Here is a 17,832-nt window from a genome sequence, read left to right as displayed (position 1 = left end):
AATACTATTCATAATCAATTTTGAAATCCACAACCTTCTTTTTTCTGTTTGCAATTATTTTAACGGTGAATGTGTTTTCTGCCGAAAGCAAAAATACATATAAAGGCTATAGCAGCAAACCTGTTAGAGATACTATTATAAAACTGGATACCATTAAGGACAAGAAACTGCTTAAAGGTAAAAAAAACACACGTAGCTCATCAGCCAAAAACACCGCTGCCAAAACTGATACCACTCAAAAGAAAGGTGATATACAGTCTGAAGTAAAGGCTGTTGCTGAAGATTCTACCCATGTAGATAACGAACATGATATTTTATATTTATATGGCCGTGCCCGTGTTACTTATGAAGATTTTGAACTCGATGCCGATTTTATCCGGGTTGACCAAAAAAATCACGTCATATTCGCCCGTGGAAGTATTGATCCGCGAACGCACCGCTATATAGGCCGACCTATATCTAAACAAAAAAGCGAAAAACCGGTATCCTCAGACTCACTGTTGTTTAACTATGAAACAAAGAAGGGGAAATTGTATAACCCGGCATCTGAGCAGGATGGTAATTTTATATCAGGCGGACAGGCAAAAAAACTGAATGAAACCGAAGTAGCCTATCGTAACGTTATATTCAGTACCTGCGATCTGCCATACCCCGAAACCCACTTTGGTATTGTGATAACCCGCGGTATTGGCGAAAAAAACAGGATAATTTCCGGTCCGGCATATCTTGAGATCGAGGGAATACCTTTACCATTAGCTATTCCGTTTGGCTTTTTTCCGAAACCCAACCAACGAACATCCGGCGTTATACTACCTACTTTTGGCGAGGATCAACAGCTTGGATTTAAACTCTCCAACTTTGGATATTATTTAGGGTTTAATGATTATATAGATCTAACCACAACAGCTACCGTGTATTCCAAAGGATCGTATGAGTTAAATAGTGTTATGCGTTATTTAAAACGATATAAATATACCGGTAATCTTGCCTTAAGTTTTGGATCGCATAACTATGGCTTACCCGGTGATCCATCCACAAAAGACGTCCATATTGACTGGACACACTCTCAGGATCCCAACGCTAACCCTGGTTCTACTTTCAGCGCGTCGGTAAATGCGGGTACCTCTGGATTTTTCAGAAATACAAGGGGAACTACCAATGTAAATACTATTGCTACAAGTAGTTTACGTTCAAGTATATCCTACGGCAAAACCTGGGCCGGCACACCATTCAATTTAAGTGTAGGTTTGTCCCATAGCCAGCAGATAGACACAAAAACCATTACGCTGGAGCTGCCTACTGTGGCCTTCGGTATGTCGTCTATAAACCCCTTTGATTCCAAAGATAGGGTTGGCGAGCAAAAATGGTATCAGAAAATTACCGTAAGCTATAACATGACGGCCACCAATAAGGTAAATAATATCCCGGAGGCTGAACTCTTTAAAAGCGAAACCCTGTCAAAACGCTTACAAAACGGTTTTCAGCATCAGATACCAGTGAGCTTAGGCCTCAACGTGTTGAAATACTTTCAGTTTAATAGCAGCATTAACTATACCGAGCGTTGGTATTTTCAAAGTATAACTAAAAGGTTTGAACGCGGAAGTATCAGTAATTCTGATCAATTGATCACCGATACTGTAGCCGGTTTTAAACGCTCTGGTGAATACAGTGTAAGTACCGGTTTGTCTACCAAATTGTACGGACAGATCAATTTTAAACATGGAAATTTAAAGGCTATCAGGCACGTAATGACACCTGCTATCAGCTTTGGTTACCGCCCTGACTTTTCTGATCCAAGTTTTGGATATTATAAAACAGCGGTAAGTAGTGCGACTATACCCTATCCTTATGCTTCACAGAAATATTCTATTTTTGATGGCGCTGTTTATGGCGGGCCTTCACCTGGCAAACAAGCGGGTCTTAATTTTAGCTTAGATAACACTATTGAAGCCAAAGTAAAGGCGAAGAGTACAGATACATCCGGCACAGATCGAAAGATAACTATTTTGCAAGGTTTGTCATTTTCAACCTTTTACAATTTCGCAGCCGATTCGATGAAGCTTTCGCCTATTACGTTTTCGGGGCATACTGCTATTTTTAATCAAAAACTCAGCATTAGTTTCCAGGGCAGCTTTAACCCGTATGTTACATCTATCCGTGATTCTATAGAAAACAACGTTATCAAGCGATATGCGGTTCCGATAAACCGCTACACCTGGCAAGATGGCAAGTTTCCGCAATTGTCAAACGTAGGTATATCTATGAGCGGCAGTTTAAACTCAACAAAAGCTGCTGCACGCGGTACCCCGGGCGCGGTAAACGGTTTGGCTAATCTTACACCAACCCAATCCCAGCGTTTAGCTTTGGTGAACAGCGATCCGAATGCTTATGTTGATTTTAATGTACCATGGAATATTAATTTTAACTATAGTTACAGTTACACCAATTCACTAAACACGGTTACAACGAGCAACACGGTTCAGATAAGTGGTGATGTGAATGTTTCGCCTAAATGGAAAGTGCAATATTCAACCAATTATGACATCAAAGCAGGGAAATTGGGCAGCGCTACATCATTTTCGATTTACCGCGACCTGCACTGCTGGGATCTTTCTGTTCAATGGATTCCTTTTGGCTATTTGAAGTCATATAATGTTACGTTGAAGGTAAAATCAACTATATTGCAGGATCTGAAACTGAGCAAGCGAAATGATTATACCAACAGTGGAACTTTTTACTAATTGAAATGCTGGCAGAAATTATTACTATAGGCGACGAAATACTTATAGGTCAAATTGTAGATACAAATTCGGCCTGGATGGCCACCGAACTAAACCAAATTGGCATACGTGTAAAACAAATATCTTCAGTATCTGATGATCGTGAACACATCCTGAAAGCTTTGGCTGAGGCCGCCAATCGGGTAGATATTGTTTTTATAACCGGGGGACTGGGGCCAACCAAGGATGACATCACTAAAAGAACATTAGCAGAATATTTTAATGTTGAACTGGTGGAGGATCCGGAAACATTGGAGCATGTAAAGGATATTTTTGCTCGTTACAATCGCCCGTTATTGGAGGTGAACCGCTTACAGGCATATGTTCCGGCTAATTGCAAGGTGATCTTTAATCAAAACGGCACGGCGCCAGGCATGTGGTTTTATGAAAATAAAGTTACCTATATATCTATGCCGGGAGTGCCTTTCGAGATGATGTATATGATGACAGAGCGGGTGTTGCCTCAGATAAAAGAGTTATTTAAACTGCCTGTTATTATTCATAAAACCATTTTGACCGTAGGCGAAGGTGAATCTTTTTTAGCCGAGCGTATAGCGGATATTGAAAATGATCTTCCCGCGCACATCAAGCTGGCTTATCTGCCTAAATTAGGTATGGTACGTTTACGTCTAAGCGCGTTTGGTGAACATGAAACAGGTTTACAGGAACAGGTAGACCAATTTGCCAAAAGGATAATTGAACGTATAGGTGCGGCTTTTGTAATAGATGAGGATATAGCTCTTGAAAAAGCAATATTAGATAAAATGGAAGTCCAGGGACTTACCTTATCTGTCGCCGAAAGCTGCACAGGTGGTTATTTATCACATTTATTTACTCAGCATCCCGGTTCTTCGTTGGTGTTTTTAGGTGGTGGGGTGACTTATGCTTACGAGCTAAAAGAGAGTGTTTTGGGAGTAAAACATGAAACTCTGGTGAATTTTGGCGCTGTAAGTGAACAAACCGTAAAAGAAATGGTGGAGGGTGCTCTGAAAAATTTCAAATCGGATTTTGCTATCGCGATCACAGGTATTGCCGGCCCCGATGGAGGTACTGAAACTAAACCTGTTGGTACTGTGTGGATTGCGGTTGCCGGCAATCAAAAAATGTTAATAAAGAAATACACATTCGGTAATAAACGTCGTCAAAACATTGAAAGGAGCGCGGTAACTGCGTTATCAATGTTGAATACTTTACTCACATAAATTGTAAAGTACTGATCGAAATTCCTAATTTTGGGAGAGAAACTATAATTTTAGAATGGCCAAATACCAACTATTATTGCCAAAAATGGGTGAGAGTGTTGCAGAAGCAACTATAATTAAATGGACAAAAAATCCAGGAGATCATATAGACGCAGATGAAGCAGTAATGGAGATAGCAACAGATAAAGTTGATTCTGATGTTCCGTCTCCCGTGGCTGGTAAACTCCTTGAGCAACTTTACAAAGAGAACGATGTTGTTCAGGTAGGATCGGTTATCGCTATTATTGAAACCGGTGAGCCTGATGCAAACGAAGCTGAAACGCCAGCAGCTGTACAACCTGTAGAAGAACAAAAAACACCCGAAGAATCGGCACATATACCAACACCAGATCCTGTTGCAAAAACAGTGCAAAATGAAGAATCATCTGTTTCGCCTGAATCCTTAGCCATACCAGGCCTGGATCAACTGGAGAAAAAGAATATTTCTGCCGAGGCCCCTGTATTTAAAAGTGAAGGGCGTTTTTACTCTCCATTAGTACGAAATATAGCCGGTCAGGAGGGGATCAGTACCGACGAACTGGACAAGATTCCTGGAAGTGGTTCTGATGGACGCTTAACCAAAGATGACCTTTTAAGCTATCTGCAACATAAGCAGAAGCCATCTATTGCTCAAAAAGTAGAAGAGCCGATACAAGAACAAGCTCCGGTATCATTTAATGCTCCTGTAGCAGCTTCTGCGGGTACTTATACACCTCCTCCAGTTGTAACTGGAACATCTGCTGCTGAACCAGCTAAAGCTGGGGAGCCGCAAAAGTTGGCCACTTCAGTGTCTGGTGCAGATGAGGTTATTGAAATGGACAGGATGCGCCGTTTAATTGCCGATCATATGGTCATGAGCAAGCAAACCTCGCCACATGTTACTTCGTTTGTTGAGGCCGATGTAACCAATCTGGTATTATGGCGTGAGAAGGTTAAGAGTAGCTTTGAAAAACGCGAAGGCGAAAAAATAACTTTTACACCTATTTTTATCGAGGCTGTTGTAAAGGCTATCAAAGATTACCCAATGATCAATATTACCGTAAATGGTACCCAGATCATTAAAAAGGCGGCTATTAATATTAGTATGGCTACAGCTTTACCAAGTGGTAACCTTATAGTACCTGTAATTAAAAAAGCCGACGAGCTAAACTTATTGGGCATTACCAAAGCAGTGAATGACCTGGCCAACAGGGCCCGCATTGGCAAGTTGCAACCCGATGATGTAAAAGATGGTACTTTTACCATTACTAACGTAGGTTCATTTGGTAACGTAATGGGTACGCCTATTATTAATCAGCCACAGGTAGCTATACTGGCTGTAGGCGCTATCAGGAAAAAGCCAGCGGTTATCGAAACAAAGGAAGGTGATATGATCGCTATCCGTCACATGATGTTCCTGTCATTGTCCTATGACCACCGTGTGGTTGATGGTGCTTTAGGTGGATCATTTGTACGCCGTGTTGCCGATTACCTGGAGCAATGGGATCCGAACAGAGCGATATAATTAAACTTATATAAATAACAGAAAAGCCGGGTATTGCCCGGCTTTTCTGTTTGTTGAAAATCTAAATATATAGATATTATCCCTTTAATATTTTAGCCTTCTCACCGTCAAATTCTTCCTGCGAAAGAATACCTGCATCTAATAACTCTTTTAGATCTAAGAGGGCTTGTTTCTTGCCCGCCATATCATTTTTAGGAGTTGTTAAAACCGGTTCTTGTGCTTTAACGAAACCTGGATTTGTACCATTGGCCGGACTACTCTTTAAAAGAAGCTCTGTGATTTCATTATAGCCTTTAATATTCGAATAATCAATTGCTTTTTGCTCTTTAGTATTTACGATAGAAGCATCAGCATTGTTTTCGAGCAATAACTTTACCATGTCTTTTTTGCCGTTGGCAGCTGCATAATGCAAGGCGCTGTTGCCACTTTCATCCTGCACATTGATTTGGGCGCCTTTATCTAATAATAATTTGATCATGCTTAAATGTCCGCTTTTGGCAGCTACATGTAACAGGGCTTCGCCTCCGTAATTGTAGGTGTTGCTTAATGAAAAATTACTATCCGAGGCCAGGTTATTGGCAGTTTCAACCCAATCGAGGTATGAGTACATGGAATCGGTATTATCATTTAGTGGTTTGGCATAATTTACATCAACTCCATTAATCAAAAATAGTTCAACAATCTCTTTTTGGTTGTTTGCGCAAGCATACCAGATAGGGGATAACCCATTTTTTGAGGCTACAAAAACATCGGCCCCTCTATCTACCAATAATTTAGTGAGCATGCGGTTGCTATCATAACAACTAATTAAAAGTGCCGATTCCCCGGCATGGTTCACGTGATTAATATTAGCTCCATTATCAAGCAAAAGCTCCACCATAGGTATATTTTTTGATTTTGCCGCATACAGCAATGGCAAATTGCCCAATTTATCAGTAGTGTTTATATTGGCTCCCTTGCTCAATAACAGTTTTACGATTTCCCTGTTACGCCAGCCTGCGGCCACCAATAATGGTGTTTCGGCGGCGTTATTTTCTATATCTACGTCAGTATCTACTTCTACAAGCCTTTCTAAAATTTCTATTTGCCCGTTTATGGCTGTTAAATGTAATAAGCTGTTTCCTTTAAAATCTTTAATTGACGTTTTGGCGCCCTTGTCCAGAAGATAGAGGGCTGTTTGTTTTTGTTTCTGTAGTAAGGCAAAATAAAAAGGTGTTTCACCCGCATGGTCTTCATAATCCAGAACAGCGCCTTCTTCAATTAATATTTTAACCAGATCCAAAAAACCCTGATGTGCTGCATAATGCAAAGCGGTACGGCCTTTTTCGTCGGTATATTTTACATCAACCTCTTTGTTCTGTAATAAAAGTTCGGCAATTTTTCTTTTCCCGCTTTCGCAGGCTATGATAAAGGACATGGACATATTTAGGTAGATTTAATGGTTCAAAGATTGTTTGCGATTAAGCATTCTGTTGGTTTTTCATCAATAGTTCAACCGTTTTAATCTTCAGGTTATCGTCAGATGCAAGGATTAAAGCGCTTTGATCTTTGTTATTGGTTATACTGGGATCTGCACCATTTTCAAGCAGTAATTTTACTTTTCTATAAGTTTCTTTGGCCTTTCGCTCCTCGTAATTAACGTTATAAGCACAAACTTTATGTAGCAGGGTATTGCCTTCATTATCTTGCCGGTTAATGTCTAAGGCCCCGGTATCAATAATTGTTTGTAAAACGGCGGGGTCTTTTTCGGCGATCAGATTAATAGGAATGGTAGGACTTTGATAATAGAAGCTTTCATGATACAGATCCGCTCCATCATTGATCAGTTTGGATAATAACTCAAGCATGCTTTCCGATGGACTGTTCATCATCCGCATATATTCAAACAGTAGGCTTACCTGATTTCTGTTTAACAAGTCAAATTGTGGACTATCATATTCACGCAGTTTGTTGTACAAGTCTAAATTAAGTTGATGGGCCACGGCATAGAAAAAAGCGGTATTGCCATCTTTGTCTACATGATTAGGATCGGCACCGTTTTGCAGTAATAGATCGATATATTCTTTTTTATTGCGTTCGAAGGCAGCAATCAACGGTGTTTTTCTGACAATATTAGCTTCATTGATATCCAGACCTTCATCAATAAGCAAGGATAAATAAGCTAATGAAAGTTCAGGTTCCCTTGAATAGGCGTTAATAACCTGATGGAGCAAATTTTCTTCCGCGTTATTTTTAAAGTTGATGCTACAACCTGCTTCAATTAAAATTTTGATGTGCTCCAATTTTGCGGCATTTTCAAAAAAATAACTCAACAGCGTTTTGGTCGCAACTTCATCGTTAATATTATCAAATTTGGTCATGAAATCCCTGAAGAAATCATTGGATTCGCTTTCGTCTGATAAATTCCGAATTATACTTGCAAAGATGCTTTTATCAAAACTATCGTACTCATAAATGTCTGTTTCTATGGTTTTATCTTTTACAAAATAGTTCAGTATTTCAAATTGTTTATCCCTTAACAGTTTGTCGAAAATTTGTGATCTATTAAAGTCGAAGATCGTTTTTGAGCGTTTTTCACCATTTTTTATTGATTCCAGGGCAGCGGCATAGTCGCCAGATTGAAGCATTTGTTCCAGCATAAATTCAGTTTTCTACCATTGCTTCAATATTTATACCAAATTGTAGCCGTGTGCTGATAATAATTTGATAATTAATTAAAGCGGGTAAAGACTATTTTTATACCAAATTGTAGCCGTGTGCTGATAATAATTTGATAATTAATTAAAGCGGGTAAAGACTATTTATTTTACTAATTCAAAGCCCCAGTCTTTCCCTTTGTCAACAGCAGGCACCCCTTTAGCCATCCAAACCGGGATTGGTGCACCTTTCAAAAAATGATCAAAAAACTGTTGCTCGCGTATGGTGATGTCCTTGCGATTTTGTCTCAGTACCAGGTTATGTGCTTCGCCATTGTATTGCAAAAGCCAAACAGGTTTACCCAGGCGGCGCAGGGCAGTAAACATTTCTATTCCCTGGTACCATGGTACAGCGCCATCAGCATCATTGCTCATGATCATTACGGGTGTTTGTACTTTAGGCAGCTGAAATAAAGGTGAATTTTCTATATACAGCTCTGGTTTTTCCCATAAAGTTGCGCCAATACGGCTTTGTGTTCTTTCATATTGAAATTGTCTGTTTACACCCGATTCCCAACGTATGCCTCCGTAAGCTGATGTCATATTAGCTACAGGTGCACCAGCCCAGGCGGCAGCATACATATTGGTTTGTGTGATGAGGTAGGCTACCTGATATCCTCCCCAGCTTTGTCCCTGGATACCAATATGTGTGGCATCAACCCAGGAGTTCTTTTTAAGCGATTCGACACCTGAATTGATATATTCAACCGCAGATGCTCCCGGATGCCCGGTTTGATAACTGATATTGGGTGCAAAAACTAAATAGCCATTGCTTACAAAAAACGATATCGGCAAGCGCGATGGAGTAGGAGCCGGAGCAACATAGTTAAAAAGGCCCTCGGATAGCTTCTCATAAAAATATACGATCATCGGATACTTTTTAGCCGGGTCAAAATCTTCGGGCTTATACAAAATACCCTCTGAGCGATAACCCTTGGGAGTCGTCCATTTAACCAGTGAGGTTGTTCCCCAGTTGTATTCTGCTTGCTGCGGATTAATATCACTTAGTTTGGTTTCTTTTTTTAAGTCGGCTGATACGTAGAGATCAGGAGGTAATTCATAGCTAGCTTTGGTGTAAATGTAAGTGTTGGCATTTTTAGCTTTTAACAGATCGCCATAGCTCATTGGTATCATGTTTACCTTTTCCGGAACTGAGCTGCTTTCCGGATACTTAGTGTAATATCCCCATTGCTTATTTGCCTCATTTTGTGTTTGCAACCACATTAGCTGTTTTAGTGGAATAAATTTCTGCTCTGGGTCGGTAGCATCATACCGGATAATAAATTTGTTTTTGCGACCGATGCCATTGGTAAAGTTGGTAACAGCACCTGTAGCCGGGTCTATTTTCCAGATATCATACCGGTCATATATTAAAACTGCCTTATCGCCCTGTAGCCAGCCGACAAGGCCATAATCCGAGGCATAATCAGGGACGTCATTTAGCTCGTCGCCCATTTTTGTTCCAATGGTAGCTGTTAGATTACTTTTTTGACCATTGGCAATGGTATAACAGAACCAATTTTGCTGTTCCAGATCAAACCAGATCACATATTTACCATCGGGAGATATCCGGTACCTGGCCCTCGAACTTGCGTTAATAAGTCGTTTATTGCCACTTTTAGTATCGATCAAAATAGCCTGTTGTTTGGTGCTGCCTTGCCATTGGGCTTGTACGCGGGCACCTGTATCAGTTACTCCTAAAACGTAACGGGCATCTTTATTTTCAGCAACCAATACTTCCGGTATGGCCTTACTACCTAATTGTAATGGCTTCGGTTCTGCCTCGTTGGGTTTTATAACGGCCAGGTAACTACGTTTTAGTTCTGTTTGCAGATTTTTTAACTGTTGTGGCTGCAGGTAATCATCTTTGTAATTCCAGATGTCCAGTTTGGCCACTTCAAAATCTACAATAGTAGTATCAGCAGGTTTGGGGGTAGGAGCTGTTCCAAAAAACAGGTTGCTGCCGCTTTTGCTAAAATAAACTTTGCCATCGCCGCTTACGGCCCATTGTTGCGGAAGGCTTTTTGATCCGGCCTCTGCTATAATTACCGCGCTGTCGCGGCTACTGGTATAGTAATAAAGCTTAAATGGCTTAACCAGTGCTTTCTCGGGGTTCTTCTCTGCTGTGAAAGCCAGTTGTTTGCCTTCATCATCAATAGTGATATTGCGGTAATTACCACGACCTGTGCTTACGGTCTTGAGAACGTTTTTATCAATATCATAAACATACATACCCGATTTAATATCTTTCTGTTTTGTGGGCGCTGTAACGGCAAATGCCAATAGTTTTCCGTTTTTACTTACCTGATAATCGGTTACGTATTTGAATGTTCGGGTTGTACTGGTGCCTAACTTGTTTATGGTTAAATCGGCACCTTCATGTGTTGCGGGGGCTATGGTTGCACTTACGGCCTTTTTTGAGGTATCGTTGGGTAGTGTTTTTTTAATGGTATCAGCGCTGGCTAAGTAAGCTACAACAGAAGCATTTGTCGAGAGCTTAAACGAGCGGATAGCAGGCACTTTGCTAATAGATTGTGAACTCAGTGCAATAATACCCAGCGTATCTTTGGGAAAATCCGCCTGTTTTTTCTTTTTAATTTTGGCTTCACGAATGGTTTTATAAAATGGCCGGATCAGGAAGGTAACAAATTTGGAGTCGTTACTAAAACTGGCAGTGTCTGCACGGGGGATTCTTATCTTACTGGTGTTAGCAGTATTGGTGATCACCAACTCGGCATCTCCCTGCTGTAGTTTTACTACATAAAATATCCATTTACCATTATTGCTGATGTGTTGGTTGCTGATGCTTTGCCATCCATCAAAAACGGAATTGTCTAAAGGTTTTTTGGTCGCTTTTTGAGCTGATACATTAAGAAAAATGAAAAATGAAAATAGCAGGAGTAGGGTTTTACGCATAAGGAACTTAAGTAAAGGTTAAATATGCTAAAAACAGGGCATTTATAAAAGTTTAGATACAGGAAAGTTACAATAAAGCTGAAAGCAGAAGGCCTAAAGCGTAAGGCGATAGGGCATAAGGCAGTCTATAGCTTAGGGGCCTCTGCGAGAGACTGGGGTGGACAAAAAGTGGGTTTACATGGTTTACACTTTTTATGGTTAACATGATTTTAAATAATTGATTTTCAATTATTTAAGTGTAATTTATGCCATATAGTGCCTTAAAAGTGTAAACCCACTTTTATACCTCAGCATATCTTACAGAGGACCCTGAGGGAACTGTAAAATTTATATCATCGCCTTATTCAAAGCCTTGATAGCTTCTTTAAAATCTTCACGTGCTATCAGGAACTGGATGTTGACCTTGCGTAAGGCAAAACCACAGCTCTTGATATTGATACCTTTTTGAGCCAGCGCTGTTGCTGATTTGGCCAGCAAACCGGGTTGATCCATATTGGAACCGATGAGACAAACCATAGCCATTTTTTCTACAGTTACTTTTTCATAATCGTTTTCAAGCTCCTGTATCAGCTTTTTATTAAAATCCTTATCCCATATCACTATCGAGATACTATTGGCGCTGGTGGCCTTAAAAGTATAGCTCACCCCGAATTTATAGAACAGCTGCATGATATGGAAATCGGTACCTACGTTACCCACCATCGATGGGTCGTAAATATCGATCATCATCACTCTTTCCGTACCTGTAATTACTTCCACCCGTTTTTTGTCGCAGATATATTCGCGGGTTATCAGTGTGCCCGGATGCTCCGGCTGAAAGGTGTTTTTGATGCGAAGATCGATATCATGTATCTCCAATGGTTTTGATGCTTTGGGGTGGATAGCTTCCATGCCCACATCTGCCAGCTGATCGGCCACATCATAATTGGTATTACCCACAGGGAAGCAATTCTCCACACCAACCAGTTCAGGATCGGCGGTACACAGGTGATATTCTTTATGAATGATGGCTTCCTGTGGTTTAACAGCCACGGCTATTTTACTAAAAGTAACCTCAGAATAGCCCCTGTCAAATTCCCGCATGATACCTTCTGTACCTTTGGTGTAACCGGTTACAATAGTGATCGTACTCCCAAAATCAATATGTTGCAGATCTTTCTTAATGCGCTGGTCAATGGTGAAAGAACGGTGGTCATGAAAGCCGCTCAGGTCAACAAATGTGGCATTGATACCCATATTTTGCAGGATATTGGTAAAGTTAAAAGCCGAATGGCTTTCACCGATAGATGCCAGGATCTCGCGGGCAGCCAGCAAAACATCGTCTTTATTTACATAACCCGAAGCCAGGATATTAGCTATGTTTTCCAGGTAGGTTTGTGCATCCTTAAGGCGTTGCTCAATAAATTTATCGGCCTCGGCGATATTCAGTCCCAGGCTCTCATAGCTTTTATTGATCTGTTTTAGTTTTACGATCAGGGCCTTAAGTGGTTTGTGAAAATCTTTATAAGTAGCCAGTTTATGATAAACACCCGGCGCACCGGTTTTTTTGTTTTCGAGCAGGAGGTTGGTTACCCCCGAAAAGGCCGATACGACAAAGATGCGATTGTACAATTGTTGCCCGGAACGTTCAAATAGGATAATGTTTTTGATGACATCATTTAAGGCGGTCATAGAAGTGCCGCCGATTTTTTCGACTGTTAACATTTTTAAGAATAAACGCTTTTAGCGCATGAGTGCCAAAACTGTACCATCTGCAAAATAATGGCTTTTTAGTTGATATGGCGCGTTTAAGGGATTGGTTTTTAGATTATTGTATTATATGTGTTATTTAAGCCGGTATATCATATTGATACACCGGTTATCAAAATAAAAGAATGTTTGCGAAATACTTATTCGTCCTTCTTGTAAAGGTCGCCTGCCTTTTCGGCCGAAAGTTTGATGCCTTTGATCATGGCCGAACTGAAGCCGTTGTGCTCCATTTCATTTAAACCTGCAATAGTACATCCGCTTGGTGAGGTAACCTTATCGATCTCCTGCTCTGGATGCGACGATAGTTGCAGCAGCAGGTCGGCTGCTCCTTTGGCAGTCTGAGCGGCCATTTTTAAAGCATCGTGCGCATGAAAACCTATTTCGGTACCACCTTGTGAGGCAGCGCGGATAGAACGCAGGAAGAACGCGATACCACAGGCACAAAGCGCGGTTGCCGATGTCATGAGCTCTTCATTGATCTGAATACTCATACCCACCGTATCAAAAAGAGATTTTACCAGGTTTATATTTTTATTGGTGCCATTATCTGTAGCAATACAGGTCATGGAATGGCCAATAGCGATAGCCGTATTAGGCATGGCTCTTATTACCTGCACATTTAAATCAAGTTGCTGGCGGATATCATTACACGTAACTCCGGATATTACAGAAATGATCAACTGTTTTTCGGCTTTTATAGCAGGCCTTATTTCATCCAGCAGTTTATTAAGCTGTTGGGGCAATACCGCTAAAACAATAATATCCGCTTTTTTTACCGCTTTGGTATTATTGTCGGTAGTATGGTACCCCAATTGGGCGTACTCTGCCAGGGCCGATACATTCCGGCGTGTGAGGGAAATTTGCTGGGGCTTGCAAATATTTGCTTTTACCAACCCTTTGGCTAATGACAGCCCGATGTTACCAGAGCCTAAAATGGCTAAATGCTGTGATGAATTCATGCGTTTTTACTTAAACGTGTTCCAAATGGTTTATTTTCTTTTAATTGTCCCAGGTCGTCAGATTTGCCTATGATCACTGCCTTTACGCCACATGCAATGGCGGTAAAAGCGTTATCAAGTTTGGGCAACATGCCGCTGTGTATAATACGCTGGATCTTTAGTTCTTCGTAACGTACCGGATCGATCTCCCTGATCAGCGAGTCTTCATCATCAATATCCTGAAGCACGCCTTTTTTCTCAAAGCAATAAATAAGCGTAGTTTCATATAATGATGAAAGCGATACCGCCAGCGCCGAGGCAATAGTATCGGCATTGGTATTTAATAACTGACCCTCACCATCATGCGTCAACGCGCAAAAAACAGGGGTAAAGCCCGCCTGCATTAAGCGACTTATATTTTCCGGATTAATGGAATTTTCATCAATATCGCCTACAAAACCATAATCAATGGTTTTTACAGGGCGTTTTTTGGCCCGTATAAAATTACCATCGGCCCCGGTAAGGCCAATAGCGTTGTTGCCGAAGCGCTGTAGTTGTGCTACTATGTTTTTATTGATCAGGCCTCCATACACCATAGTAACCACTCTCAGCGTTTCAATATCGGTAATGCGCCTGCCATCTACCATCTTAGCTTCGATGCCTAATTCTTCGGCAATTTGAGTAGCAACTTTGCCTCCGCCGTGTACTAATATTTTAAAACCATCCAATCCTTCAAAATCTTTTAGAAAATGATACAGATTTTCGGAGTTATCAATTACGTTTCCTCCTATTTTTATGATGTACAAGCTTTTATTTTCTTGTAACTGTGTAGAATTTACTGAAACCGTATCAATTTTACCCATTATTAATAGTAATATAACCGTCTTGATGTTAAATTCCTATTAAATTAAACAGGAATCTGCTAAAAATATGAATTTATAGTGTATTTTATTCAAAAAATGTTAAAAAATGATTAAAGTATTATCTATGTAACTTTACAATTTGATTATGAAATAATTAGTAATATTGAAATTTTAAGGCATTAAACTTGCTATGAAGTTTTCCTATGGATCAAAAGAAAAGTACTAAACCCCGCGTAGTTATTGTAGGAGGAGGATTTGGAGGCCTGGAATTAGCCAAAAATCTAAAAAAGGCGCCTGTAGATGTGCTTTTGCTGGATAAGCATAATTATCACACTTTTCAGCCTTTACTTTACCAGGTGGCTGCCGGCGGTATAGCTGCTGATTCAATCGGTTTCCCTATCAGAAGGATATTTACCAAACAAGATAACTTTAGGTTTGCACTGGCCGAAGTGGAGCGTGTAAATCCGGAAAATAATACACTCACTACTAATATAGGTACTATTTACTATGATTACCTGATCATTGCCACGGGGTCAAACACCAACTTTTTTGGTAATAAGGAAATAGAGCATTTTGCTATGCCTATGAAAAATATTCCTGAAGCGCTTAACCTGCGCAGCTTGATACTGCAAAACCTGGAGATGTCATTAATAGCTAAAGACCCTGAAGAGAAGGCGGCTTTAATGACCTTTGTGGTAGTAGGAGGCGGCCCAACCGGCGTTGAACTTTCAGGGGCTTTGGCCGAAATGCGCCAGCTGATATTGATGAAAGATTATCATGGCCTGCGCAAACATAGTATGAAGGTTTACCTGGTTGAGGGTAAAGCCGAATTACTTGCTTCGTTTTCACCAGGTGCATCTGCAAAAGCTAAAAAATTCCTGTTGGATATGGACGTAACCATATTTAACAGCGTGCATGTGCAAAGTTATAATGGTACCGAACTGAAAATTGACGATGGTACTACGATATTAACCCGTAACGTTTTGTGGGCCGCGGGTGTAAAAGGAGAGGTTCCCGAAGGAATGCCTGAGACTTCTATCACCAAAGGCAATCGTATCCAAACGGATGGAATTGGCCGGGTAAATGGCTATGCTAATATTTTTGCGATAGGTGATGTATCGGCAGTAATTACAACTGATACACCAAATGGGCATCCCGGTGTGGCTCAGGTGGCCATTCAACAGGGGAGACACCTGGCAAATAACCTGGTTCGTTTGATTAATAACGAAGCCACTGTGCCCTTTAAATATAACGATAAAGGATCATTGGCTACGATTGGCCGGAATAAAGCTGTGGCAGATATCGGCAAAATTCATCTGCAGGGATTTATTGCCTGGCTGATATGGGGTGTAGTGCACATTATGTCATTGGCAGGCTTTACCAATAAGGGAACCATATTTTTTAGCTGGGCCATATCTTACTTTACCAAGAATAGTGATAACCGCCTCATCATCCGTTACTTTGATATTAAGACCCGGGCAATTGATCCTGAGCCAAAGTAAGATTGCTTATCAGGAGAAAATTACTGTTTGGATTTAGTGAGCTTCATGTATTCAGCTATCTCATTTTCAGTGGTATTTGTACTTTTACTTAAAGTATTGATGATGTTTTCTTTTTCCTGCTCACTGCGATTTTGACTTAGCTTCTTTTTGGCTTGCAGGTCATCTACTATAATTTCAAATCCTACAATCCCTTTCATCATTTTTTGCTTATAGTCGTCGGACAGGTTATTCCATTGTTGAAGGTAATTCGCTTCATAGTTGTTGATAGTACGAGCAAGCAGATCTGCAGTTTCGTTGAGTAAAGTCACTTTACCATAGGTATGTACTGCCAGATAGTTCCAGGTGGGTACATTTGTTTCCTTTTCGTAGTTAGCGGGTGATATATAGGCATGAGGTTCGGTAAATATCACCAGTGCATTTTTGCCTGCTATTTCTGTAGCCTGTGGATTGGCTTTAGCAAAATGCGATGATAAGACCAGCTTATCATCGCGTTGTTCTATTATAAATGGTAAGTGAGTAGCAACCGGTATATCATCAACAGATGTAATTATAGTGGCAAAACTGTAACGTTGCATAAAGCTGATAGCTTCTTGCTCGTTTTCGAATTTGTTGAATGATGGGATGTACATAATAAAGAATCAAGATTATGGGATCCAAGATACAAGACATCTGAACCAACTCATCTTACAAGCTTTCCAGCATTTGTTTTAATACTGCCTGGGCAGCCCAAACCCGGTTACCGGCCTCATGAACTACTACCGAGTTGGGGCCGTCCAGTATCTCGTCTGATAGCTCCAGATTACGGCGTACAGGTAGACAGTGCATTACTTTGGCATCATTGGTGATCTTTAGCTTTTCGTTAGTCAGCATCCATTCCTCGTTTTTACCCAGGATATTGCCATATGGCTCATAGGCCGACCAGTTTTTTACATAGATAAAATCGGCTCCGGTTAATGCTTCGTCCTGGTCATAAGTAATGTTTGCTCCCTGTGTAAAATCGGCACAGAGCTCATAACCTTTGGGTTGGGCAATGGTAAAATCAACATCGGCTTTGCACATCCACTCTGCGAACGAGTTGGGTACAGCCTGAGGCAATGGTTTGATATGTGGCGCCCAGGTCAATACCACTTTGGGGCGGGCAGTTGTTTTTAATTCTTCAATAGTGATCAGATCAGCCAAACTTTGCAGGGGGTGACGTGTGGCTGATTCCAGACTTACCACAGGTACTTTACAAAAAGCTACGAACTTGTTGAATATCATCTCGCTATAATCTTCCTCGCGGTTCCTTAAACCCGGAAATGAGCGTACGCCAATAATGTCTGCATACTGCCCCATAACACCCGCGGCTTCGCGGATATGCTCTACTGTGCTGCCATCCATGATCACGCCGTCACGGAGCTCTAAAGCCCATCCTTCCTTATCAATATTAAGCACCATCACGTTCATCCCAAGGTTAAGGGCTGCCTTTTGGGTGCTCATACGGGTGCGGAGACTTGGGTTTAAAAATATCAATGCCAGGGTTTTATTTTTACCCAGATCCTGGTTGGCGTACGGATTTTGTTTAAGCTTCAAGGCCTCCTTTACAAGAGCATTGATATCAGCAACATCATTTACAGAAGAGAATAGTTTCATTAGCCCGGATA

The 17,832-nt window shown here is 40.8% G+C and carries 12 protein-coding genes; 4 read left to right on the top strand and 8 right to left on the bottom strand.

What is annotated here, in order from left to right; all coding sequences use genetic code 11:
- Nucleotides 1–20: 20 nt before the first annotated feature.
- From BLR84_RS11400 to BLR84_RS11390, 3 genes are read left to right on the top strand one after another with little or no spacing between them, the layout of a single operon-like run.
- Nucleotides 21–2,741 carry a putative LPS assembly protein LptD gene (locus BLR84_RS11400; RefSeq protein ID WP_090468019.1) on the top strand — a complete coding sequence of 907 codons (2,721 nt, stop codon included), beginning with the start codon at nucleotides 21–23 and terminating at the stop codon, nucleotides 2,739–2,741.
- A gap of 5 nt (nucleotides 2,742–2,746) precedes the next feature.
- The gene (locus BLR84_RS11395) at nucleotides 2,747–3,982 is read left to right on the top strand and encodes a competence/damage-inducible protein A (protein WP_090468017.1); all 1,236 of its coding nucleotides are present in this window, start codon (nucleotides 2,747–2,749) and stop codon (nucleotides 3,980–3,982) included.
- A gap of 55 nt (nucleotides 3,983–4,037) precedes the next feature.
- On the top strand, nucleotides 4,038–5,525 hold the full coding sequence (locus tag BLR84_RS11390) for a dihydrolipoamide acetyltransferase family protein (protein ID WP_090468016.1): 1,488 nt from the start codon (nucleotides 4,038–4,040) through the stop codon (nucleotides 5,523–5,525).
- Between the two features lie 76 nt (nucleotides 5,526–5,601).
- Here BLR84_RS11390 and BLR84_RS11385 read toward each other — a convergent pair whose 3' ends face one another.
- The 6 genes from BLR84_RS11385 to argB form a co-directional block, all read right to left on the bottom strand.
- Complete coding sequence (locus BLR84_RS11385; RefSeq protein ID WP_090468014.1) at nucleotides 5,602–6,948, bottom strand: ankyrin repeat domain-containing protein; 1,347 nt, start codon at nucleotides 6,946–6,948, stop codon at nucleotides 5,602–5,604.
- A gap of 37 nt (nucleotides 6,949–6,985) precedes the next feature.
- Nucleotides 6,986–8,164, bottom strand: a complete 1,179-nt coding sequence (locus BLR84_RS11380) for an ankyrin repeat domain-containing protein (RefSeq protein WP_090468012.1) — start codon at nucleotides 8,162–8,164, stop codon at nucleotides 6,986–6,988.
- A gap of 162 nt (nucleotides 8,165–8,326) precedes the next feature.
- Nucleotides 8,327–11,137 (bottom strand): S9 family peptidase, encoded by a 2,811-nt coding sequence (locus BLR84_RS11375; RefSeq protein ID WP_090468011.1) that lies wholly within the window; start codon nucleotides 11,135–11,137, stop codon nucleotides 8,327–8,329.
- Between the two features lie 327 nt (nucleotides 11,138–11,464).
- Complete coding sequence (locus tag BLR84_RS11370; RefSeq protein WP_090468009.1) at nucleotides 11,465–12,841, bottom strand: aspartate kinase; 1,377 nt, start codon at nucleotides 12,839–12,841, stop codon at nucleotides 11,465–11,467.
- A gap of 185 nt (nucleotides 12,842–13,026) precedes the next feature.
- Complete coding sequence (proC, locus tag BLR84_RS11365; RefSeq protein ID WP_090468007.1) at nucleotides 13,027–13,845, bottom strand: pyrroline-5-carboxylate reductase; 819 nt, start codon at nucleotides 13,843–13,845, stop codon at nucleotides 13,027–13,029.
- A complete protein-coding gene (gene argB, locus BLR84_RS11360) occupies nucleotides 13,842–14,687 on the bottom strand; it encodes an acetylglutamate kinase (RefSeq protein WP_090468006.1) in 846 nt (281 codons plus the stop codon). The genes proC and argB overlap by 4 nt, the downstream gene beginning before the upstream one ends.
- A 203-nt stretch (nucleotides 14,688–14,890) precedes the next feature.
- Here argB and BLR84_RS11355 point away from each other — a divergent pair, with 203 nt between their 5' ends.
- The gene (locus tag BLR84_RS11355; RefSeq protein WP_090468004.1) at nucleotides 14,891–16,189 is read left to right on the top strand and encodes an NAD(P)/FAD-dependent oxidoreductase; all 1,299 of its coding nucleotides are present in this window, start codon (nucleotides 14,891–14,893) and stop codon (nucleotides 16,187–16,189) included.
- Nucleotides 16,190–16,209: 20 nt separating this feature from the next.
- On the opposite strand, the gene BLR84_RS11350 is transcribed toward BLR84_RS11355, so the two are convergent.
- Both BLR84_RS11350 and BLR84_RS11345 read right to left on the bottom strand, forming a co-directional pair.
- On the bottom strand, nucleotides 16,210–16,818 hold the full coding sequence (locus tag BLR84_RS11350; protein ID WP_090468003.1) for an FMN-binding negative transcriptional regulator: 609 nt from the start codon (nucleotides 16,816–16,818) through the stop codon (nucleotides 16,210–16,212).
- A 55-nt stretch (nucleotides 16,819–16,873) separates the two neighbouring features.
- Nucleotides 16,874–17,821 carry an N-acetylornithine carbamoyltransferase gene (locus tag BLR84_RS11345; RefSeq protein WP_090468001.1) on the bottom strand — a complete coding sequence of 316 codons (948 nt, stop codon included), beginning with the start codon at nucleotides 17,819–17,821 and terminating at the stop codon, nucleotides 16,874–16,876.
- Nucleotides 17,822–17,832: the final 11 nt, after the last annotated feature.

Source organism: Mucilaginibacter sp. OK268, from assembly GCF_900103125.1.
Taxonomy (GTDB): Bacteria; Bacteroidota; Bacteroidia; order Sphingobacteriales; family Sphingobacteriaceae; genus Mucilaginibacter.
This window is presented reverse-complemented; position numbering and strand designations above follow the sequence as displayed.